This window comes from Ramlibacter sp. G4-7 (assembly GCF_057784995.1).
The window spans coordinates 40,226-59,601 of sequence record NZ_JBYNTT010000018.1 but is presented as its reverse complement, the minus strand read 5'-3'; the positions used below and the strand labels follow the sequence as shown (position 1 = coordinate 59,601).

The following is a 19,376-nucleotide window of genomic DNA, read 5'->3' as shown; positions in this document are numbered from 1 at the left end:
GTGCTCAATGCAGGCAAGGGCCGGCACCGCGCGGCCGAGGAGCTGAACGATGCCACGCCATGCCCCGAACCTGGGATTCCACGACCGCAGCGCCGCGGGCCGCGCGCTGGGCGAGGAGCTCCTGACGCGGCGCGACTGGAGCGATCCGCTGGTGCTGGCCCTGCCACGCGGCGGCGTGCCGGTCGGCTACGAAGTCGCCCTGCTGCTGGACGCGCCGCTGGACCTGCTGCTGGTGCGCAAGATCGGCCACCCGCGCCAGCCGGAATTCGCGATCGGCGCCATCGCCAGCGGCGGCGTGCGCATCATGAACGAGGAGGCGCACGGCTTCCTCGGCGGCGTGCACCAGGACGAGGTCGCGCTGATCGTGGCACGCGAGCAGGGCGAGCTCGCCCGGCGGGAAGAGGCCTACCGGCAGGAGCGGCCGATGTGCGAGATCGCCCGGCACGAGGTGATCCTCGTGGACGACGGCCTCGCGACCGGCGCGACGATGCGCGCGGCGGTGCAGGCAGTGCGGCAGCTGGCCGCCGTCCACATCACCGTCGCCGTGCCGGTCGGTGCCGCGGACACCTGCGATGCCCTGCGCGCACTGGCCGACGACGTCGTCTGCCTGCGCACGCCGGAACCCTTCCGCGCCGTGGGCTTCTGGTATGCGCAGTTCCCGCAGACCTCCGACGAGGAGGTGCGGGAACTGCTGTTCCAGGCGCGGCGCCACCTCGTCATGTGAAGGAACGCGTCCGGGGTCGCCGGTCACTCCGGCCGGGAGATTAGACTTCCGTCCACCTTGCCCCACCACGCCTTCGCGCCGTTGCATCGGTGACGCTACGCAGCCCCGACGCCAACGGCTGGGCGCCCCTTGCCATCACCCTGGCGATCCAGTCCATGACCGCCATGGCGCTCCTGACGCTGCCCGTGATGGCGCCGCGCGTCGCCGAGGCCGTGGGCATCTCCGCCACCTACATCGGGCTGTACGTCGCCGTGGCGTACCTCGCCTCCATCCTGGCCAGCCTCGCCTCCGGCGCCGTGGTCGGCCGCTGGGGCAGCATCCGCGTGAGCCAGGGCTGCCTGGTGCTGTGCGCGGCGGGGCTGGCGCTGTGCGCCCTGCCCTCGGTGGCCGCGATCGCCGTCGGCGCCGTGCTGGTGGGCTTCGGCTACGGGCCGATCACGCCGGCGAGTTCGCATCTGCTGGCGCGCACGACGCCGGCGCACCGCATGGCCGTCGTGTTCTCGATCAAGCAGACGGGCGTGCCGCTGGGCGGCGCCCTGGCCGGCGCCATCGTTCCGAGCCTGCAGTTGCTCGCGGGCTGGCAGCCGGCGCTGCTTGCCGTCGCGGCGGCCTGCGTGTTGTGCGCACTGGTGGCGCAGTCGCTGCGCGCCGGTTTCGACGCGGACCGGGACCCGGCGCGGCGGCTCGGCCTGGGCAACATCCTCGAGCCGGTGCACATGGTGCTCGCCGAGCCGGCGCTGCGCATGCTGGCGGGCTGCTCGTTCGTGTTCTCGGTCGCGCAGCTGTCGCTGACCACCTACCTCGTCACCTTCCTCACCAACGACCTCGCCTATGGCCTCGTCGCCGCAGGCGCGGTGCTCGCCACCTCGCAGCTGGGCGGGGTGTTCGGGCGCGTCTGGTGGGGCTACGCCTCCGACCGCTGGTTCGGCGCGCGGCGCATGCTGGCCTCGCTGGGGACGCTCATGACCCTGGCCGCGCTCGCGACCGCGATGCTGCAGCAGACCGTGGCGCACCCGATCGTGGTGCTCGTGCTGTTCGTCTTCGGCGCCTCGGCGATCGGCTGGAACGGCGTCTATCTCGCCGAGGTGGCACGGCAGGCGCCGGAGGGCCGCGCCGGGATGGCCACCGGCGGCACCCTGGCGATCACCTTCCTGGGCAACGTGCTGGGCCCGCCGCTTTTCGGCAGCGTCTCGGCCGCCTTCGGCAGCTACCGCGCGAGCTTCCTCGCGCTGGCGCTGCCGCTCGCGCTCTGCGCGGCCGTGCTCTGGCGCGGCGTGGCGCGCGCGAAGCGGTAAATTCGACACCGACATGGACCGCCTCGCCACCGAACTGCAACGCCTCTACCCGCCGCCCGATGCGGCCGGCCGCCTGCGCGCGCTGGTGCTGCAGTTGCTGCGCCCCGCGGGCTGGCCGGAGGTCGCGCGCGTGTGGCAAGGGGTGCAGGCGGACCTGGGGCTCCCGGCCCCGGCCATCGCGGTGTCCGGCAGCGATGGCTACCAGCTCTGGTTCTCCCTGGCCGAGGGCGTGCCCCCCGAACGCGCCCAGGCCTTCCTCGAGGCGCTGCGCGTGCGCTACCTGCACGGCGTGCCGCCGCAAGGCGTCCGGCTGCAGCAGCCCGAGGCGATTCCGCCCAGCCAGGTCGACGCGGAGCGCTGGTCGGCGTTCGTGGCGCCGGACCTGGCGCCCTTGTTCGCGGACGAACGCTGGCTCGACCATCCACCCGGCGCCGATGCGCAGGCGGACGTGCTGGCCAAGGCGGCCGGCATCGAGGCACGCGACTTCGAACGTGCGATGCGCGAGCTCACGGCACCGGCGGCAGCGCCGGTACCGGAGGCACGCGCAGCCACCGGCGCTGGAGCGGACGATCCGCGCAGCTTCCTGCTGTCGGTGATGCGCGACCCCGGGGTGGACATGCACCTGCGCATCGAGGCCGCCAAGGCGCTGCTTTCCGCGCGCGACTAGCCGGCGAGGCGCGGCTCGTCCTCAGGCAGCGACCTGGGAGGAGGCTTGTTCCGTGCGCGCAAGCAGTGACTGCAGCAGCGCGAAACCCAGGGGCCACTCCCCGTGGCCGGATTCCACGTTGATGTGGCCCGCGTCGGGCAAGCGGACGAATTCGCTGCCCCATGCGCGTGCATAGGCACCGGCGCGGCGCGAGGGGCAGTACGGATCGTCCGTGCTCGCCACCACGATGCTGCGGTAAGGCAGGCGCTGGTGGGGCACCGGCGCGAAGTCGTTGAGAAGCGCGCGCCGCTCGGGATCCGCGGGCGCGACCAGCAGCGCCGCGCGCACCCGCCGCGCCGCTTGCGGCGGCAGGTGCGCGGTGGCGATGCAGCCCAGGCTGTGCGCCACGATGACGACCGGCTCCGGCGCCTCGAGCACGCAGCGCGCAATGGCGGCCACCCAGGCTTCGCGCGTCGGATGCATCCAGTCGTCCTGCACCACGCGCAATGCGCCCGCGAGCCGGGCCTGCCACAGCGTCTGCCAGTGCTGCGGTCCCGAATCCCGCCAGCCCGGCACGATCAACGGCCGCGTCGAATGTTGCATCGGCCCATTGTGTGCAGCGGTCCGCGCTTTCCCAACGAACATCTTTGCCCGAACTTATGGGCAGAAGCTCAGAACCGGACCGCGCTGGGGGCGAGACCCCGCGCACCGCAAGGATGCACGGCCGGTGTTAAGGTGGCTGGCCCCGGACTTGCTCCAGGGTCCAGGCCGCCGTCGCGGCGCACTCCAAGCACAACGAATGACAGCACCCAGGCTCCAGCCGGAGCAAGGCCCCTCGCTTGCCAGCGGCACGGCCCTCGCCTCTTCTTCCTCGCGCGATACCCGCTTCCTGCATGCCGTTATCGCGCTGGGGGTCGGCGGCTTCTCCATCGGCACCGGCGAGTTCGTGATCATGGGCCTGCTGCCGGAGGTCGCCCGCGACATCGGCGCCACCATCCCGCAGGCCGGCCACGTGATCAGCGCCTATGCGCTCGGCGTGGTGCTGGGCGCACCCGCGCTCGCCGTGCTGGCCGCGGGCTGGGGACGGCGCGCCCTGCTCGTCGCGCTGATGGCCTTCTATGCGGTGGCCAACATCGGCTCGGCCCTGGCCCCCGGCTATCTCTCGCTGAACCTGCTGCGCTTCCTGTCCGGCCTGCCGCACGGCACCTACTTCGGCGTCGCGGCGCTCGTCGCGGCCTCGCTGGCGCCGCCGGGCCGGCGTGCCAGTGCGGTAGGACTCGTCATGCTGGGACTCACGGGCGCTACGCTGGTGGGCGTGCCGATCGCCTCCTGGCTGGGCCAGCACTTCGGCTGGCGCGCCGCCTTCGTGCTGGTGGGGGCGATCGCCGCGCTCGCGGCCGTGCTGGTGCGCTACGGCGTGCCGCACATCCCGCCCGAACCCGGCGCCGGCGCCTGGCGCGAGCTGCAGGCGCTGCGCAACAAGCACGTGTGGCTCACGCTGGGCATAGGCGCGATCGGCTTCGGCGGCATGTTCGCCGTGTTCAGCTACATCAAGCCGACGCTGATGGAGGTGGCCGGGCTGCCGCTGGCGCAAGTGCCGCTGGTGCTGGCGCTGTTCGGAACCGGCATGGTGGCGGGCAACCTGGTGGGCGCACGCCTGGCGGACCGCTCCCTGATGCGGACGATCGGTGGCCTGCTGGTGTGGGCGATCGTCGTGCTGGGCGGCTTCGTGTTCGCGGCGGAACACGTCGCCAGCGCGGCGATCGGCACCTTCTTCCTCGGCACCATCGTCGCCATCGGGCCGGCCTTGCAGATCCGGCTGATGGACGTCGCGGGCGACGCGCAGACGCTCGCGGCGGCACTGAACCACTCGGCCTTCAACATGGCCAACGCACTGGGTGCGTGGCTCGGTGGCGTGGCGATCAGCGCCGGCCTCGGCTGGACGTCCACCGGCTGGGTCGGCGCGCTGCTGGCGCTCGCGGGGCTGGGCGTGTTCTGGCTGGCGCTGCGGGCAGGCCGTCCGGCGGCCTGAGCCCGCTCAGCGCGCCCAGCGCAGGGCCAGCGCGTCGCGCCGGCGCGCGGCGTCGATCAACTGCGCGCGGCTCGCCGGATGCAGCGGCGGCCACGGACTGCGCGGCGCCTCGCAAGCGATGATGCCGCCTTCCTTCATCAGCGCCTTGGCCGCGAGGAAGCCGCACTGCCGGTTCTCCAGGTTGATCAGCGGCAGCCAGCGTTCGTAGGCGGCGAGCGCCTCCTCGCGCTTGCCCGCAAACCACGGGTCGAGGATCTGGCGGATGCCGTCCGGGAAGCCGCCGCCGGTCATGGAGCCGGTCGCGCCCGCCTCCAGGTCCGGCAGCAGCGTGATCGCCTCTTCTCCATCCCACGGACCTTCGATCGCGTCGCCGCCCAGGCGGATCAGCTCGCGCAGCTTGGCGGCCGCCCCCGCGGTCTCGATCTTGAAGTACGCCACGTGCTCGATCTCGCGCGCCATGCGCGCCAGGAACTCCGCCGACATCGGCGTTCCCGCCGCCGGCGCGTCCTGGACCATGATGGGGATGTCCACCGCATCCGACAGGCCCGCGTAGAACGCGTGGACCTGCTGCTCGGGCACGCGGAAGGTCGCGCCGTGGTAGGGCGGCATCACCATCACCATCGCGGCGCCCATCTCCTGCGCGCGGCGCGAGCGCCCGGCGCAAACCCGGGTGCTGGAGTGGGTGGTCGTGACGATCACCGGCACGCGGCCGGCGACGTGCTCCAGGATCGTGCGGGTGAGCACCTCGCGCTCCTCGTCCGCCAGCAGGAACTGCTCGGAGAAGTTCGCCAGGATCGCCAGGCCGTCGGAGCCAGCCTCGATCATGAAATCGACGCAGCGCTTCTGGCTGGCCAGGTCCAGCTCGCCGCTTTCGGTGAACGTGGTGGGAACGACCGGGAACAGGCCGCGGTAGCGCGCTTGGGGCATGTTCACTCGATGATGTTGAACTGCGACAGGTAGTCGGTGCGCAGCTCCAGGCCCAGCCCCGGCTTGTTGTCATCGAGCTGCAGGAAGCCGTTCTCGGCGACCGGCTCGCCCGAGAAGATGTAATAGAACAGCTCGTTGCCCACTTCCACGTCGAACATCGGGAAGTACTCGCTCATGGGGCAGTTCAGGCTGCTCATGGTGAGGTGGTAGTTGTGCATCTGGCCCGCATGCGGGATCACCGGCACCGAGTAGGACTCGCACAGCGCGTTGATCTTGTGCGCCATGGTGATGCCGCCCACGCGGTTGGTGTCGTACTGCACCACCGACACGGCCTTGCGTTCCAGCAGCTGCTTGAAGCCGTACAGAGAGAACTCGTGCTCGCCGCCCGAGATCGGGATGGACGTCAGCCGGTTCAGCTCCGCGTAGCCGTCGATGTCGTCGGCGATGACGGGTTCCTCCAGCCAGCGGGGCTGGAACTTCTCCAGCTTGGGCAGCATGCGCCTGGCGTACTCCACGTTCCAGCCCATGTAGCACTCGAGCATGAGGTCGTTGTCGTAGCCGATCACCTCGCGGACCGCTTCGACCGACTTCAGGTTCTCCACCACCCCCTGCTGCCCGTGCTGCGGGCCGTAGCCGAAGCGCATCTTGAAGGCGCGGAAGCCCTGCTTCAGGAAGGTCTGCGCCTCGGCCTGCATGTCCTTGAGGTCGGTGCGATAGAGCTTGCTGTAGTAGCAGGGAATCTTTTCCTTGGTGCGGCCGCCCAGCAGCTTGAACACCGGCTTGTTCACCGACTTGCCCAGGATGTCCCAGATGGCGATGTCGACGGCGGAGATCGCCGCCATGCCCACGCCCTTGCGGCCCCAGGCATGCGTGGCGCGGTACATGCGCTGGTTCAGGTACTCGTAGTCCCAGGGGTCCTGCCCGATCATCATCGGCGCCAGGTACTCGTCGATGATCGCCTTGGCGATCCTGGGCGCGAGCGCCACGTTGCCCAGGCCGACGATGCCGTCGTCGGTCTCCACCTCCACGACCGTCCAGCTGTGGAAGCGGAAGGTGTTCATCGTGTCCTTGCCGGACGCGCTCTGGCCCTTGCGGTTGTCGTACAGCAGGTCGATCGCGTTGGAGCAGAAGTTGCCCTGCGGCGGGACGGTCTTGCCCTTCCATTCGAAGACGCGGGCACGGACGGACTTGATTTTCACGAGAGGCTCCTGTTGGTGGACGTCCCCTCCCCGCGCGGGGAGGGGTCGGGAAGGGGCGGGCACATCACGCCCCGGCGCGGGCGGCGCGAAGCGACGCTGCCGCCATCCGGGTGGCGATCTGGAATGCGTTGAAGGTCGCGGTGACGTCCGCCTTGCCCTGGCCCGCGATGTCGTAGGCGGTGCCGTGCGCCGGCGTGGCGATGGGAACCGGCAAACCGCCTTGCACCGTCACGCCGCGCGAGAAGCCCAGCAGCTTGAGCGCGATCTGGCCCTGGTCGTGGTACATGGTGACGATCGCATCCAGTTCGCCTTCGCGGGCGCGCAGGAAGATGGTGTCGGCGGCGAAGGGGCCGGCCACCGACAGGCCTTCCTCGTTCAGTTGCTGCACCGCCGGCGCGATCTCGTCGATCTCCTGGCGGCCGCAGGTGCCGCCTTCGCCGTTGTGCGGGTTCAGGCCGGCGACGGCCACGCGCGGCTTCGCCACGCCGGCGGCCTGCAGGGAGCGATGGATCAGCCGCGCGCCCTCGACGACGCGCTGCTTCGTCACGTACTTGGGCACATCCGCCAGCGGCACGTGCGAGGAGATGCGCGAGGTCCACAGGCCGTCGAGGGTGTTGAACTCGCAGAAGTAACCGGTCACGCCCAGGTACTCGGCGAAGTGGTGCAGTTCGTCCTCGTGCTTCAGGCCGCCGAGCTTCATCGCGTACTTGTTCAGCGGCGCGAAGCAGATGGCGTCGATGGCGTGGCCCTTGGCCGCGTCCATGCACAGGTTCAGCACCTGCAGCACCGAGCGGCCGCCGGCGGCGTCAGAGCGCGCACGCACCACCTGCGCCGCGTCCACGGTCTGCACCGGCAGGAAGGCGGGACGCGTCGTGTCCGCGCGGCCGCGCACTTCGGCCAGGCTGGCGACGCGATCGGTCGCGACCTCCAGGCCGGCGACCTTCTGGCCGTCGGCCCACAACCAGGGGTCGCCCACCAGCACCACGTTGGCCGAAGCCGTCGTCTCGGGTCTGGCCAGCAGCCTGGCGACCAGTTCGGGGCCGATGCCGGCGGGATCGCCGAGCGTGACGGCGACGACGGGTTTGTCTGAAGTGTTCATGTCAATCCGGCTTGATGCCGCGGCGTTGGATGAGGTCAGCGTAACGCTTGTTCTCGGCATTGTGGTACGCGATGAACTGGGCCTGCGTCATCGGGTTGATGTCGCCGCCGATCGCCTCCAGGCGCTTGCGCGTCTCGGGCAGGGCCAGGGCCTTGTTGACCTCGTCGTGCACCTTCTCCTGGACGGCTCTGGGCGTGGAGGCCGGCATGTAGATGCCGTACCAGGCGCCCATCTCCACGCCCTTGACCCCCGCTTCGGCCAGGGTGGGCACGTTCGGAAGGCTGGCGTTGCGCGTCGCGCTGGTCACGGCCAGCGGCTTGACCTTGCCGGCCTGGATCTGCGGCAGCACGGAGGCGAGCGTGTCGAAGCTCAGTTGCACCTGGCCGGAAATCAGGTCCATCAACGCCGGGCCGCTGCCCTTGTACGGGATGTGCGTGAGGAAGGTGCCCGTCGCTTCCTTGAACAGCTCCGCGGCGATGTGCTGCGTGCTGCCGGAGCCGCTGGAGGCGTAGTTCATCTGGCCCGGCTTCCCCTTCGCCATGGCGACCAGTTCCGCCACGTTGTTGACGCCCAGGCCGTTGCCCACGACCAGCACGTTGGGCACCGAGCCGACGAAGACCACGGGCACCAGGTCCTTGTTGTTGTCGTAGTTCAGCTTCAGCAGGTAGGGCGCGATGGCGTGGGCGGTGGAAACGCCCATCACCATCGTGTAGCCGTCGGTGGACTTGGCCGTGAGGTCGGCGGCCAGCGTGTTGGAGGCGCCGGGACGGTTGTCGACCACGACCGGCTGCTTGAGCGCCGGGCCGAGCCGGTCGGCGACGGCGCGTGCCATCGCGTCGGTGCCGCCGCCGGGGGCGGAACCCACCAGCAGGCGCAGCGGCCGCGCCGGCCAGTCGGTGCCCTGGGCCCATGCGGCCTGTCCCGCGCACAGCGCGAGGGTGGATGCGGCCAACAACAGGCGTCGTTTCATCGTCTTGTCTCCTGGTCTCGAATGCTGCGCATGCTAGGGCCCGGATCCATTCCCGTAAACTGAAAGAACTTCATCGAAACATAACCTCCGGCAATGGGTTCCATCGACCGCCAGCAGACCACCCCGCAACTGATGAACCGCCTGCGCATGCGGCAGGTGGCGCTGCTGCTCGCCGTCGACGAACTGGGCACGCTCAGCGCCGCCGCCGAGCGGCTCGGCCTCACGCAGCCGGCGGCCACCAAGATGTTGAACGAGCTGGAGAGCGCGCTGGGACAGCGCCTGTTCGAGCGCGTGGGCCGTGGCCTCAAGCGCAACGCGGCCGGCGAGCGGGTGACCGGCTACTTCCGCAGCATCCGCGGCAGCATGGAGGCCCTCAACCAGGAACTGGAGGGCCTGCGCCTGGGCGGCGGCGGCCGGCTGGCGGTGGGCAGCATCATGGCGGCGTCGCCGGGACGCCTGACGCGGGCGCTGCTGCAACTGAAGTCGGAGTTCCCGCTGCTGTCCCTGGAGATCGCGGTCGACACCAGCGACCGGCTGCTGGCGCAGCTGCGCGAAGGCGTGCTGGAGGTGGTGGTGGGCCGGCGCGCGGCAGTGCCCGGCGTGCCCTGCCGCTTCAAGCCGGTGGAGGACGAGACGCTGGCCGTGATCGCCGGGACGGGCCATCCCCTGGCCAGGCGGCGCAGCGTGGATTTCGCGGGCCTGCTCGCCTACCCCTGGATCCTGCAGCCCGCCGGCAGCCCGATGCGCGACCTGATCGAGCGCGAGTTCCGCCAGCAGGACGCCGAGATCCCGCGCGGCCTGATCGAGACGGGCTCCATCCTCACCACCATCAACCTGGTGCGCTCCTCCGAGATGCTGGGCGTGATCCCGATGGCGGTGGCGAAGGTGCATGCGCAGGCCGGCATGCTGGCAGTGATCGGCTACCGCTTCCGGCACGCGCTGGAGTCGTACGGCACCCTCGTGCCGCGCGACCGGCCGCTGAGCGCGACGGCCCAGCGCTTCGTGGAGCTGCTGCATGCGCAGCAGGACTCGGAGGCGCGCTGAGGGCTAGGCGCTCCGCACCGCGGTCCAGCGCGGCAGCAGGTCGCGCAAGCGGCCGGCCGATGCGAGCAGCCGCGCTGCGGAGAAGAACGGCTCCGCCTGCCGGAGCACGACTTTCGACGTGCGCAGCGCGCGGATGGAGCCCATGGGCACGACGGCGACGACAGCCGGCGCCACGATGCGAACCGGGGCGGAAAGGACGACCGTGTCGGCGAGCCAGCTGGCGGGCTCCTGCACCAGCAACTCGCCCTCCGCGAGGACGAGCTGTGCCGCCTTGCGGGGAAGTTGCAGCGCCTGGCCGGCCACCAGGGTCCGGACTTGTGCTTGCGTGTTCATGGCCCCAAGTCTAGGATTCAATGACCTTCACTTTCAATTGAATCCGGTTTCAATGCGGCAAGGCCCGGGTCTCCCCACCCTCCGGCAACTGGAGCTGCTGCTCGCGCTGCCGGGGTCCTCCAGCATCGCCGCCGCCGGCACCAAGATCGGCATGAGCGCGTCGGCCACCAGCCACGCGCTGCGCGCGCTGGAGACCGGTCTCGGCTGCGAGGTGGTGGACCGCATGGCGGCCGGCGTCACCCTCACGCACGCGGGGGAGCTGGCGCTGGCCCATGCCAGGGATGTCTTCGCCTCCCTGCAGCAGGTGCAGTCGGTCGCCGCGGCTTCGCGGGGGGTGCACACGGGCCTGTTGCGCATCGGGTCGATCGGCCCCAGCACGTCCTTGCGCCTGTTGCCGCCCCTGCTCGAGAAGTTCCGCCGCCGCTACCCCGGTGTCGAAGTCCACGTCACCGAACGGGCGGACGCCGACATCGAGCGGGACCTGGTCGAGCGCCGGGTGGAGATCGGTGTCGTGCGCCTGCCCCAGCCCACCCTGGACACGCAGGCGCTGGCGACGGACGAACTCATGGCGATCCTGCCCGAGAACCACCCGCTGGCCGCACGGCCCACCGTCACCGTGCGTGAACTGGCCGAATACCCGCTCATCCTCACCCAGGCGGGTTCGCAGGACATGGTGATGCGCATGTTCGAACGCGCCGGTGTCCGCCCGAAAGTGGCCCACGAACTGTTCCAGATCGCCTCCATCCTGGAATTCGTGGCCCACGGCAACGGGGTTTCCGTGCTCGCCTCGCTGACCGTGCCGGAACCGCGGCCCGGCCTGGCGTTCCGGCCGATCACGCCCCGCGTCGCGCGCCGCGTTGCCATCGCATGCCTGGATTCCGCCCGGCTCTCGCCCGCAGGACGCGCGTTCTGGGAACTGGCGCGGCGCGAGGGCACGACCAAAGGCTGAAAGCCTAGAACAGGGGGTCCTGCTCCGGTGGCTGCGGGCGGCTGGTGCGCACGCTGCTGGATTGCGGTGCGCGCGGCGGCAACGGGGCCGCCTCGGCCAGCAGTTCCCCGGTCCACTGGCGGAAATACCTGGGCGCCTCGGCCACCGGGCAGGCGAGCCAGGCGTCGTAGTCCGCCGGCGCCAGCAGGATCGGCATGCGCTTCTCGTCGCCGGGGCGGTGGAAGCGCTGGTAGAACACGTGGTCGTCGGCATTGACGGTGAGCATCGCGAAGGAGAAGAGCTCGTGCCCGTCGGGGTGCCGCCACTTGGTGTAGATGCCCGCGATGCCCATGGGCAGGGCCCCGGGCTGGTAGATCGCCCAGCGCTGCGCCTTCGCCGCGTCGTGCGCGTAGAAGGGCTCGTAGATCACCTCCGCCGGGATGATGCAGCGCAAGCCCTTGCGCCAGCTGTCGCGGAAGCTGGGCAGCTGGTGCACCGTTTCACTGCGGGCGTTGTACGTGCGGCGACCGAAGGCCAGCTCCTTGGCGAAGGCGGGAAGCAGGCCGAAGATGCCGTCGTGCACCACGCGCCGGTGGCCGGAGCCCGGCTCCGCCAGCCGGATGAAGGGGGCCAGGCCGGTCGGCCAGGTGTCCACCGTTTCGTCGTCGCGCTCCCGCTCCACGCCGAAGAAGCTCAGGAGCCTGTCCTTGCGCGTGACGGGTTGGTAGTTGCTGCACACGCGACGATTATCGACCCGGCCATGGCGCTACGATATCCGCAGGACCTCGCCGGACCGCCCGTGCTCACCACCATCGCGCCCTTCGCGACCCTCGTCCTCCTGCTGGTGTGGATGGGCTTCTTCATGCTCGGCTCGCTGCCGCTCATGATCCTCAAGCACGACACGCCCCTGGACGCGCGCTTCATCCGCGGCCTGTTCGACGTGTACTACAAGGCCGTGATGGTCGTCGCCGGGGCGGGCACGCTGGCGCACGGCCTCGCGCTGCGGCCGGCCACCACCGCCGGCATGGCAGCGGTCGGCCTCGTGGCCCTCTGCAGCCGCCGCTTCGTCCTCTCGCGCATGGACCGGCTGCGCGCCACGATGACGGCGACGGATGCGGCCGGCATCCGCCAGTTCCGCCGGCTGCATGTGCTTGGCATGTGCATGAACGTCGCACAGCTGGCGGTGATCTGCGCAAGCCTGCCGCGGGTGCTCTGAGGGCGCGCTCCCCTACCGCAAACGCCGGGCTTGAGGCACACTCCCGCCGCCATCCAGTACAGGCCGCAACAAGGAGACAAACATGCGCCGGCTCTTTCTCGCCATCATGATCGCAAGTGCCATTACCGCCGTTCCGGCGTCGGCCCAGCCGGCGCCCGAAGTGACGCTCACGCGCCTGGACTGCGGCAATGGTTTCAACGACCAGCGCCGCTTCAGCGACACCTTCGCCTACACCGACCCGCGCGTGCCCTTCACCTTCAGCTGCTACGTGGTCAAGCACGGCGACGACTACATGGTCTGGGACACGGGCTACCTGCCCGGCTCGAACCCCAGCGCGCCGACGGTGTCGCTCGGCGAGCAGCTGACGCAGATGAAGGTGCGCCCCGAGCAGGTGAAGTTCGTCGGCATCAGCCACTTCCATGCGGACCACACCGGCCAGCTCGGCACCGTGCCCGGCGCGACGCTCCTGATCGGCGAGCGCGAATGGGCGGCACTGACGGCGACGCCGCCGATGACGGGCGCCAACGTCGCCGGGTTCAGCCACTGGACCAGCGGCGGCGGCAAGGTGGAACCGCAGGCCGCGGACAAGGACGTGTTCGGCGACGGCACCGTGGTCATCCTGCGCACGCCGGGCCACACGCCCGGCCACCAGGCGCTGCTGGTGCGGCTGAAGGACAAGGGCCCGGTCATCCTCGTGGGCGACGCCGCGCACTTCCACGAGAACTACGACAACAACGGCGTCCCGGGCTTCAACTACGACCGGGCGCAGACGATTGCCTCGCTCGAACGGATCAAGCAGCTGCAGAAGAACCTGAAGGCGACGGTCATCATCCAGCACGACCCGCGCGACGTCGGCAAGCTGCCGGCGTTCCCCGCCGCGGCCAGGTAGCCGCGCGGGTTCCCGCGCGGGGGGCGCCGGGTCGACCAGCCGCAGCCACGTCGGAGAAAGCCATGGCCCACGACAACGCCGCCCTCACCGAACTGCTCGCCGAACAACTCGCCGCGGACCTCGAGACCTACCAGCGCCTGCTGGACGACCTGCGCGCCGGCGGGTGGAGCATCGAACCCGCCGTGGCGCTCGCCGATGTGGTGGACCGCGTGCAGCGCTGCGCGGAGAACCTTCCCCGCGTGCGCGTGGCGCTGGCCGAGTTCCTGATCACGCGCACCGAACTGTCGCGCCGCATCCTCGGCTCCGCCGCCGGCCGCACGCAGGCCCTGGCCCTGCTGCACGCCGACCACGTCTACGCGACGAATGCCTTGCGCCGTGCGGCCCTCCACCTGCTGGCGGTCACGCGGCGGGGCACGGGAAGGTGAGCCTCCTGCCCGCGATCGCGTAGGACCCGGCCGCGCAACGCGCTTGCCGACACAGTGTCTTGCAACTCTGTACAGGCCCTTCGCCTGCGCTTTGCCGCGCGCGGCGAGCATGGACTCCCGAACCAGGAGTACACAACACATGAAATCGAGAACCATCGTCGCCGGCCTCGCCATCGCCTCCCTCGGCCTGAGCTCGCTGTCCTTCGCGCAGCCCGCCGTCCACCGCGCGCAGCAGGATGCGCGCGAAGCACGCCAGGACATGCACGAGGCGCAACGCGACCTGCGCCGGGCCGACACGCCCCGCGAGGCACGGGAGGCGCGGCAGGACCTGCGGCAAAGCCAGCGTGAGCTGCGCGAGGCGCAGCAGGACCGCCGCGAGGCGCGCCACTACTACAACGCGCGCAGCCAGGAGTTCCGCCGCGGGCACCGGCTGCCGCCGGAACTGCGCCACGACCAGTACGTCGTGTCCAACTGGCGCGGCCATCACCTGTCGGCGCCCCCGCGCGGCTACCACTGGGTGCAGGTCGGCCCCGACTACGTGCTGGCGGCCATCGCCACCGGCGTGATCACCAACCTGATCATCGGCTCCTGAGGCCGGTGCACAGGCAGCAAACGGCGGGGACCTCCCCGCCTTTTTCTTGCATGCGAGCGGGCTACCAGCCCAGCCCGAAGCGCAGCAGCAGCATCACCCCGGTGCCGCACACGATGGTGCCGAACAGGTCCGGCTTGCGGACGTAGAAGGCCAGGCCCGCGATGGCGCCGAAGATGCGCGCGTCGCGCCAGGTGTGGATCAGGTGCCCTTGCGTCATCACGATCTCCGGCGCGACGACGGCCGCCAGCGCGGCGACGGGCGCATAGCGCAGCCCTTCGCGCAGCCAGCGCGGCATCGGCAGTTCGTCCTCCGGCAACAGGAAGAAGGCGCGGCACAGGAGCGTGACCGCGCCCATGCCGAGGATGGTGAGGAAGATCTCGAACGGGCTCATGGCAACGTGCTTCAGCGCGGCGCGTCGGCACGCGCGTGCTGCGCGAGGATGCCGACCGTCACCGCCGCGGCGATGGCGACGACGATGTTCAGGCGCAGGGGCAGCCCATAGGCAGCGACCGCGGCGCACGCGGCCACCGCCGCGGCGACCCAGGTGGAGCGGCTGCGCAACTGGCTGCAGGCCAGCGCCAGCAGTGCCATCGTCCCCGCGAAGCCTATGCCCCACTGCGGCGGGATCGCGTTGCCGCCGACGATGCCGGTGATCACCGCGACCTGCCAGCAGCCGTAGTTGACGAGGCCGGCGCCCCAGAAATAGTCGATCTGTCCCGGCGCGCGCCGCGCCTCGGGAAAGCGGCGCAGGAACATGGCGAAGATGGTGTCGCCCATGAAGTAGCTCAGGACCACGCGGCGGCCGCGCGGCAGGTGGGCGAAGTACGGCCGGTACTGGTAGCTGAACACCAGGAAGCGCAGGTTGACGCAGGCCACCGTCGCGCAGACCACCCAGATGGGCGCGTCGCTCGCGATCAGGGGCAGCGCCGCCACCTGCGAGGTCCCGGCCGAGACCAGGACGGACATCAGGATGGCCAGCGGAATGCCCATGCCGCTCTTGGCCATCGCGGCGCCGGCGACCAGCCCCCAGGCCGAGATGCCGACGGCCAGCGGCACGCAGTCGCGCACGCCTTCGCGAAACAGCGGCCGGCGCACGGTGGCGAGGGCCCTGCGCCGCATCCGCAGGGTGCGGGATGTCAGATCCGATCCTCCGCTCATGGTCGCGGCCATTGTCCACCACGGCGCCACCCCGCGCCGGATGGAAAACTTACAATGGCCCGGTGGACGAGCACTGCAGGCGAGCATGCGAATCCGTGGCCACGGCGACACCGCGACGGCAATCCTGCTGGTGGGCGTGGTCGTGCTCTGCGCCTGGTGGATCGACCGGCCGCAGCGCGCGGCGCTTCCCGCCGTCGTGCCCCAGTGGCTGCCTGCCCAGGGCAGCGTCGCCCGCGAGCGCTTCGAGTGGTGCCGCGAAAACGTCGCCATCGTCCACGACGTCTACTGGGCCAGCGCGTGCAAGGTGCTCGCGGACCAGGGCGGCTCCGGCCTCGAGCTCGTCGACGACTCTCCCGACTGCACGCTCCCGGACGATCGCGCGCGGCTGCTGAACGAAGCGCGCGCGCGGGCGGAGCAGCAGTGCCTGGAGGAAGCGAGGGTGGTGGAGAACTGAAGGCGCGCGCTGCGACAATGCCGCGATGGCAAGACCCCGGCCGGACGCGTCCTCACCCGCCTATTGGCTCTATCTGCTGGAATGCGAAGGTGGCGTGTACTACGCGGGCATCGCGCTCGACGTCGAGCAGCGCTTCTTCCAGCATGTGTTCGGGCGCGGTGCCCGCTTCACGCGGGCGCGATCTCCCTTGCGCGTGCTCGCGGCGCGCGAATATGCGAGCAAGGGCGACGCCTTGCGCGCGGAGCTGCAACTGAAGGCACTGCCGCGCGCCGACAAGCTCGCCTTCTTCGGCGCCGCCTGAGCTTGGCTCACACGCTGCCGCGCACGCCCCACGCCCGCGCGACGAGTGAAATGGTCCCGTCCGCCGCGGTGGGCAGGCGCTCGCGCAGCGCCTGCCGCAAGCCCTCCCTGGCCCCTTCCGCCAGCGACATGACGTAGGCGGGCGCCGGGCCCTGGCCGCCCAGGAAGGGTTCCCAGAAGTCCTCGAAGCTGTCGAAACGCGTATCGACCTCGATGCCCGTGGACTGCACCTTGCCGAAGCCCGCCGCCTCCAGGGCGGCTCGCAGGGCCTCCGGCCGGCAAAGCGGGAAGCGCCGGCCCTCGTCCAGCGGCCCTGCCGCGGGATCGAGCGCCACGGCCGCGTCCCAGAAGTGGCGCATGAATTGCATCCGCGCGCCGTAGTCCCAGACGTACGCCCCGAACAATCCTCCCGTGTCGGACACCCTGCGCGCTTCACGCAAGGCCGCCGGCAGGTCGGGGAGGAAATTCAGCACCAGGCCCGAGACGACGACGTCGACCGAAGCATCGGGCATGGGAAGGGCGGCCGCGCTTCCCTGGCGCAGTTCCACCCGGTCGGGCAGCGTGCGGCGCGCGACCTCCAGGAAGCCTTCGGAAGGTTCGACGCCGGTCAGTGCCGCCGGCTCGCCCTGCGCGAGGATGGCCGCGCACAAGGCTCCCGTCCCGCAGCCCACGTCCAGCCAGCGCTTGCCCGGCGGTACGTCCAGCCATTCCACGAACGCCGGAGCGACGAGCCGGCTCCAGCGACCCACATAGCGCTCGTAGGGTGCGCCGACCTGCCAGTTGTCGGAAGCTTGCGGGGGCATGGCAGTCTCACGCGCTGGATCTTCACCCGCTCACGCCAGCCGCAGCAACTCCGCCGCCAGCTCCCGGGGCATGTCGACCATCACGTCGTGGCCGCATGGCAGCTTCAGCACGCGCCAGCCCGGCTGCCCTTCGCAACGGGCGGCGAAGTAGCGGAAGGGACTCGGGTCCCAACCGTCGGCGAGGATGTACACGCGCTTCTGCACGCTGGCGCCGCCTCCGTGCAGCAGGATGGGCGACTCGAAGGTGGCCAGAGCCTGCGGCACGCAGCGCCGGTCGACCCAGGCGCGGTTGCCGGCGCTGACGTTGAACATCTCCGCGGGGATCGGGTTCATCAGCCCCGAGTTGTCTTCCAGCGCCGCGCCGCGGAACGCGCCCAGGAAGTTGGCCGCGACCTCCGGCCCGAGGGCGAGCGGCAGCAGCGCGTTGAGCGACTGGCCGTGCTGCGGCACGAACGCGTCCAGGTACACCAGCGCCTTCACGCGCTCGGGCATGCGGTCGGCGACGCCGGTGATGACCATGCCGCCGTAGGAGTGGCCGCACAGCACGACCTCGGACAATTCCTCGGCTTCGAGGCAGCCGCAGACATCGCGGATGTGCGTCTCCAGCGTGATGTTCTCGGCGCGCTGGTGGGCACGCTCGCCGACGCCGGTGTGCGTGGGCGTGAAGACGGTGTGACCCGCGGCGCGCAGCGCGGCGGCGGTGTCGCGGTAGCACCAGCCGCCATGCCAGGCGCCGTGCACGAGGACGAAATTGGTCATGCTTGTCTCCTTGCTTTCCGGGGCAAGCATCTTGCGTCCGCGCTCCGCAGGAGTAAAGCGGCCAGCCCGGCCGTGGCGCCTGCCTGCGGATACACGACGGATACGCAGCCAGCGGCCGATGACACACGCTCGATACACCCGCCCTGCACATTCGGCCCCGGGATCAGCGCACACGGAGGAACCCATGGCCTATTTCATCGAGGATCACGCCCTATCCACCCGCAGCACCATGCGCAGCGACGCGCGCGACTGCCCGACCAGCACGAGCTCAGGTGCTGCGCTCGCGCACCTCGAGCAGGCGCTGGAAAGCATGTTGTCCTATTTCGGCGATCCGCTCGCCGCCATCGATCGCGCCGTGGCGGCCGATCCCGGGTGGGCGCATCCCCACACGATGAAGGCGGCACTGCTGCTGTCGGCCGGCGAGTTCGAAGCAACGCAACTGGCGCGCGCGTCACTGGCGAGCGCGACGCTGCTGGACGCGACGGCGAACCAGCGCGAGCTCGCGCACATGGCCGCCGCCCAGGCTGCGGCCGACGGCGAGTGGCACCGTGCGTGCGAGCTGTGGGAATCCATCCTGGTGCAGTGGCCGCGCGACATCGCCGCCCTGCTGCTGGCGCACCTGTTCGATTTCTACCGCGGCGACGCCCTGAACCTGAAGCGCCGGCCGCAGCGCGTGCTGCCGCGCTGGAGCCCGGACCTGCCCTTCTACGGCTACGTGCTGGGCATGGCGGCCTTCGGCCTGGAGGAATCCAGCCACTACGCGGAAGCGGAAGACACCGGCCGCGCCGCGGTCGCGATGAATCCGCGCGATCCCTGGGCGATCCATGCGGTGACGCACGTCTTCGAGATGCAGGGCCGCCACCGCGCCGGGGCGCAGTGGCTGGCGAGCCGCGAGACCGACTGGGCCGTGGACAACGGCTTCTCCTTCCACAACTGGTTCCACGCGGCCCTGTTCCACCTGGAGGACATGGACACGCAGTCGGCGCTGGCCGTGTATGACAAGCACCTGGCCGGCGTGGCCGAGTTGGCCTTGCAGCGCGTGGACCGCGCCGCGATCCTCTGGCGCCTGAAGCTGCTGGGCGTGGACGTGGCCTCCCGTTTCAGCGCGCTGCGCCAGACCTGGCGCACGGAGCTGCCGGCGGCGGGCTTCTACGCCTTCAACGACGTGCATGCGCTGCTCTCGTGCCTGGGCGCCGAGCCGGACCCCGGCGCCAACGCTGCCGCGGAGGGCCTGCTGGACGTCATGGCCGATGCCGCCTGGGGCAGCGGCGGCAGCAACGAACAGATGGCACGCAAGGTCGGCCTGCCGCTCGCGCGCGCCCTGATGGCCTACGCACGCGGCAACTGGGCCGAAGCGACCGAGGGCCTCCTGCGCGTGCGCGATGGCGCCCACCTGTTCGGCGGCAGCCACGCGCAGCGGGACATCGTGACGCTCACGCTGCTGGATGCGGCGGTGCGCGCCGGCCAGCACGCGCTCGCCTCGCACATCCTGGCCGAGCGCTATCCGGCCAAGCAGCACACGGCGCTGACGGCGTTCTGGGAGCGACGGGCTGCGGCGTGAAGCCGGCCGCCGAATCGGCGCA

General features: G+C 70.7%; 24 protein-coding genes. 13 read left to right on the top strand and 11 right to left on the bottom strand.

Features of this window, described 5'->3' with window-relative positions; genetic code table 11:
• The first annotated feature begins 49 nt into the window (after positions 1-49).
• From AC3EGR_RS21205 to AC3EGR_RS21195, 3 genes are all read left to right on the top strand, one after another.
• Positions 50-724 (top strand): phosphoribosyltransferase, encoded by a 675-nt coding sequence (locus AC3EGR_RS21205; RefSeq protein ID WP_488548510.1) that lies wholly within the window; start codon positions 50-52, stop codon positions 722-724.
• An 89-nt stretch (positions 725-813) separates the two neighbouring features.
• Positions 814-2,019: an MFS transporter gene (locus AC3EGR_RS21200; RefSeq protein WP_488548509.1), complete on the top strand. Its 1,206-nt coding sequence runs from the start codon at positions 814-816 to the stop codon at positions 2,017-2,019.
• Positions 2,020-2,032: 13 nt separating this feature from the next.
• Positions 2,033-2,686: a hypothetical protein gene (locus AC3EGR_RS21195; protein WP_488548508.1), complete on the top strand. Its 654-nt coding sequence runs from the start codon at positions 2,033-2,035 to the stop codon at positions 2,684-2,686.
• A gap of 21 nt (positions 2,687-2,707) precedes the next feature.
• On the opposite strand, the gene AC3EGR_RS21190 is transcribed toward AC3EGR_RS21195, so the two are convergent.
• On the bottom strand, positions 2,708-3,268 hold the full coding sequence (locus tag AC3EGR_RS21190) for an RBBP9/YdeN family alpha/beta hydrolase (protein WP_488548507.1): 561 nt from the start codon (positions 3,266-3,268) through the stop codon (positions 2,708-2,710).
• Positions 3,269-3,464: 196 nt separating this feature from the next.
• Here AC3EGR_RS21190 and AC3EGR_RS21185 point away from each other — a divergent pair, with 196 nt between their 5' ends.
• Complete coding sequence (locus AC3EGR_RS21185; protein ID WP_488548506.1) at positions 3,465-4,697, top strand: MFS transporter; 1,233 nt, start codon at positions 3,465-3,467, stop codon at positions 4,695-4,697.
• Between the two features lie 6 nt (positions 4,698-4,703).
• Here AC3EGR_RS21185 and AC3EGR_RS21180 read toward each other — a convergent pair whose 3' ends face one another.
• From AC3EGR_RS21180 to AC3EGR_RS21165, 4 genes are all read right to left on the bottom strand, one after another.
• Complete coding sequence (locus AC3EGR_RS21180; protein WP_488548505.1) at positions 4,704-5,624, bottom strand: dihydrodipicolinate synthase family protein; 921 nt, start codon at positions 5,622-5,624, stop codon at positions 4,704-4,706.
• Positions 5,625-5,626: 2 nt separating this feature from the next.
• On the bottom strand, positions 5,627-6,823 hold the full coding sequence (locus AC3EGR_RS21175) for an L-rhamnonate dehydratase (RefSeq protein ID WP_488548504.1): 1,197 nt from the start codon (positions 6,821-6,823) through the stop codon (positions 5,627-5,629).
• Between the two features lie 64 nt (positions 6,824-6,887).
• Positions 6,888-7,922, bottom strand: coding sequence for a 4-hydroxythreonine-4-phosphate dehydrogenase PdxA (locus tag AC3EGR_RS21170; protein WP_488548503.1), 1,035 nt, complete (start codon positions 7,920-7,922; stop codon positions 6,888-6,890).
• Position 7,923: 1 nt separating this feature from the next.
• Complete coding sequence (locus AC3EGR_RS21165; RefSeq protein WP_488548502.1) at positions 7,924-8,892, bottom strand: Bug family tripartite tricarboxylate transporter substrate binding protein; 969 nt, start codon at positions 8,890-8,892, stop codon at positions 7,924-7,926.
• Positions 8,893-8,985: 93 nt separating this feature from the next.
• On the opposite strand from AC3EGR_RS21165, the gene AC3EGR_RS21160 reads away from it, so the two are divergent.
• Positions 8,986-9,936, top strand: coding sequence for a LysR family transcriptional regulator (locus tag AC3EGR_RS21160; RefSeq protein WP_488548501.1), 951 nt, complete (start codon positions 8,986-8,988; stop codon positions 9,934-9,936).
• Between the two features lie 3 nt (positions 9,937-9,939).
• On the opposite strand, the gene AC3EGR_RS21155 is transcribed toward AC3EGR_RS21160, so the two are convergent.
• Positions 9,940-10,269: a hypothetical protein gene (locus tag AC3EGR_RS21155; protein ID WP_488548500.1), complete on the bottom strand. Its 330-nt coding sequence runs from the start codon at positions 10,267-10,269 to the stop codon at positions 9,940-9,942.
• 52 nt (positions 10,270-10,321) lie between these two features.
• On the opposite strand from AC3EGR_RS21155, the gene AC3EGR_RS21150 reads away from it, so the two are divergent.
• Positions 10,322-11,218: a LysR substrate-binding domain-containing protein gene (locus AC3EGR_RS21150; RefSeq protein WP_488548499.1), complete on the top strand. Its 897-nt coding sequence runs from the start codon at positions 10,322-10,324 to the stop codon at positions 11,216-11,218.
• A gap of 4 nt (positions 11,219-11,222) precedes the next feature.
• On the opposite strand, the gene AC3EGR_RS21145 is transcribed toward AC3EGR_RS21150, so the two are convergent.
• On the bottom strand, positions 11,223-11,936 hold the full coding sequence (locus tag AC3EGR_RS21145; RefSeq protein ID WP_488548498.1) for an SOS response-associated peptidase: 714 nt from the start codon (positions 11,934-11,936) through the stop codon (positions 11,223-11,225).
• A 21-nt stretch (positions 11,937-11,957) separates the two neighbouring features.
• On the opposite strand from AC3EGR_RS21145, the gene AC3EGR_RS21140 reads away from it, so the two are divergent.
• The 4 genes from AC3EGR_RS21140 (at position 11,958) to AC3EGR_RS21125 (ending at position 14,319) form a co-directional block, all read left to right on the top strand.
• Positions 11,958-12,413 (top strand): hypothetical protein, encoded by a 456-nt coding sequence (locus AC3EGR_RS21140; protein WP_488548497.1) that lies wholly within the window; start codon positions 11,958-11,960, stop codon positions 12,411-12,413.
• An 82-nt stretch (positions 12,414-12,495) separates the two neighbouring features.
• Positions 12,496-13,302: an N-acyl homoserine lactonase family protein gene (locus AC3EGR_RS21135; protein ID WP_488548496.1), complete on the top strand. Its 807-nt coding sequence runs from the start codon at positions 12,496-12,498 to the stop codon at positions 13,300-13,302.
• A gap of 62 nt (positions 13,303-13,364) precedes the next feature.
• Positions 13,365-13,727 (top strand): hypothetical protein, encoded by a 363-nt coding sequence (locus tag AC3EGR_RS21130; protein ID WP_488548495.1) that lies wholly within the window; start codon positions 13,365-13,367, stop codon positions 13,725-13,727.
• 139 nt (positions 13,728-13,866) lie between these two features.
• Entirely contained in the window at positions 13,867-14,319 is a 453-nt protein-coding gene (locus tag AC3EGR_RS21125) for an RcnB family protein (RefSeq protein ID WP_488548494.1), read from the top strand.
• 61 nt (positions 14,320-14,380) lie between these two features.
• Here the strand turns inward: AC3EGR_RS21125 and AC3EGR_RS21120 are convergent, their stop codons facing one another.
• Both AC3EGR_RS21120 and AC3EGR_RS21115 read right to left on the bottom strand, forming a co-directional pair.
• Positions 14,381-14,710 (bottom strand): AzlD domain-containing protein, encoded by a 330-nt coding sequence (locus AC3EGR_RS21120; protein ID WP_488548493.1) that lies wholly within the window; start codon positions 14,708-14,710, stop codon positions 14,381-14,383.
• Positions 14,711-14,721: 11 nt separating this feature from the next.
• Positions 14,722-15,438 (bottom strand): AzlC family ABC transporter permease, encoded by a 717-nt coding sequence (locus AC3EGR_RS21115; RefSeq protein WP_488548492.1) that lies wholly within the window; start codon positions 15,436-15,438, stop codon positions 14,722-14,724.
• Between the two features lie 124 nt (positions 15,439-15,562).
• Here AC3EGR_RS21115 and AC3EGR_RS21110 point away from each other — a divergent pair, with 124 nt between their 5' ends.
• Positions 15,563-15,931 (top strand): hypothetical protein, encoded by a 369-nt coding sequence (locus tag AC3EGR_RS21110; protein WP_488548491.1) that lies wholly within the window; start codon positions 15,563-15,565, stop codon positions 15,929-15,931.
• Positions 15,932-15,956: 25 nt separating this feature from the next.
• Positions 15,957-16,232 (top strand): GIY-YIG nuclease family protein, encoded by a 276-nt coding sequence (locus tag AC3EGR_RS21105; RefSeq protein ID WP_488548490.1) that lies wholly within the window; start codon positions 15,957-15,959, stop codon positions 16,230-16,232.
• A 7-nt stretch (positions 16,233-16,239) separates the two neighbouring features.
• Here AC3EGR_RS21105 and AC3EGR_RS21100 read toward each other — a convergent pair whose 3' ends face one another.
• Together AC3EGR_RS21100 and AC3EGR_RS21095 are read right to left on the bottom strand one after the other, a co-directional pair.
• A complete protein-coding gene (locus AC3EGR_RS21100) occupies positions 16,240-17,034 on the bottom strand; it encodes a class I SAM-dependent methyltransferase (RefSeq protein WP_488548489.1) in 795 nt (264 codons plus the stop codon).
• 30 nt (positions 17,035-17,064) lie between these two features.
• On the bottom strand, positions 17,065-17,793 hold the full coding sequence (locus tag AC3EGR_RS21095; RefSeq protein ID WP_488548488.1) for an alpha/beta fold hydrolase: 729 nt from the start codon (positions 17,791-17,793) through the stop codon (positions 17,065-17,067).
• Positions 17,794-17,977: 184 nt separating this feature from the next.
• Here AC3EGR_RS21095 and AC3EGR_RS21090 point away from each other — a divergent pair, with 184 nt between their 5' ends.
• The gene (locus AC3EGR_RS21090; RefSeq protein WP_488548487.1) at positions 17,978-19,354 is read left to right on the top strand and encodes a tetratricopeptide repeat protein; all 1,377 of its coding nucleotides are present in this window, start codon (positions 17,978-17,980) and stop codon (positions 19,352-19,354) included.
• Positions 19,355-19,376 lie beyond the last annotated feature (22 nt).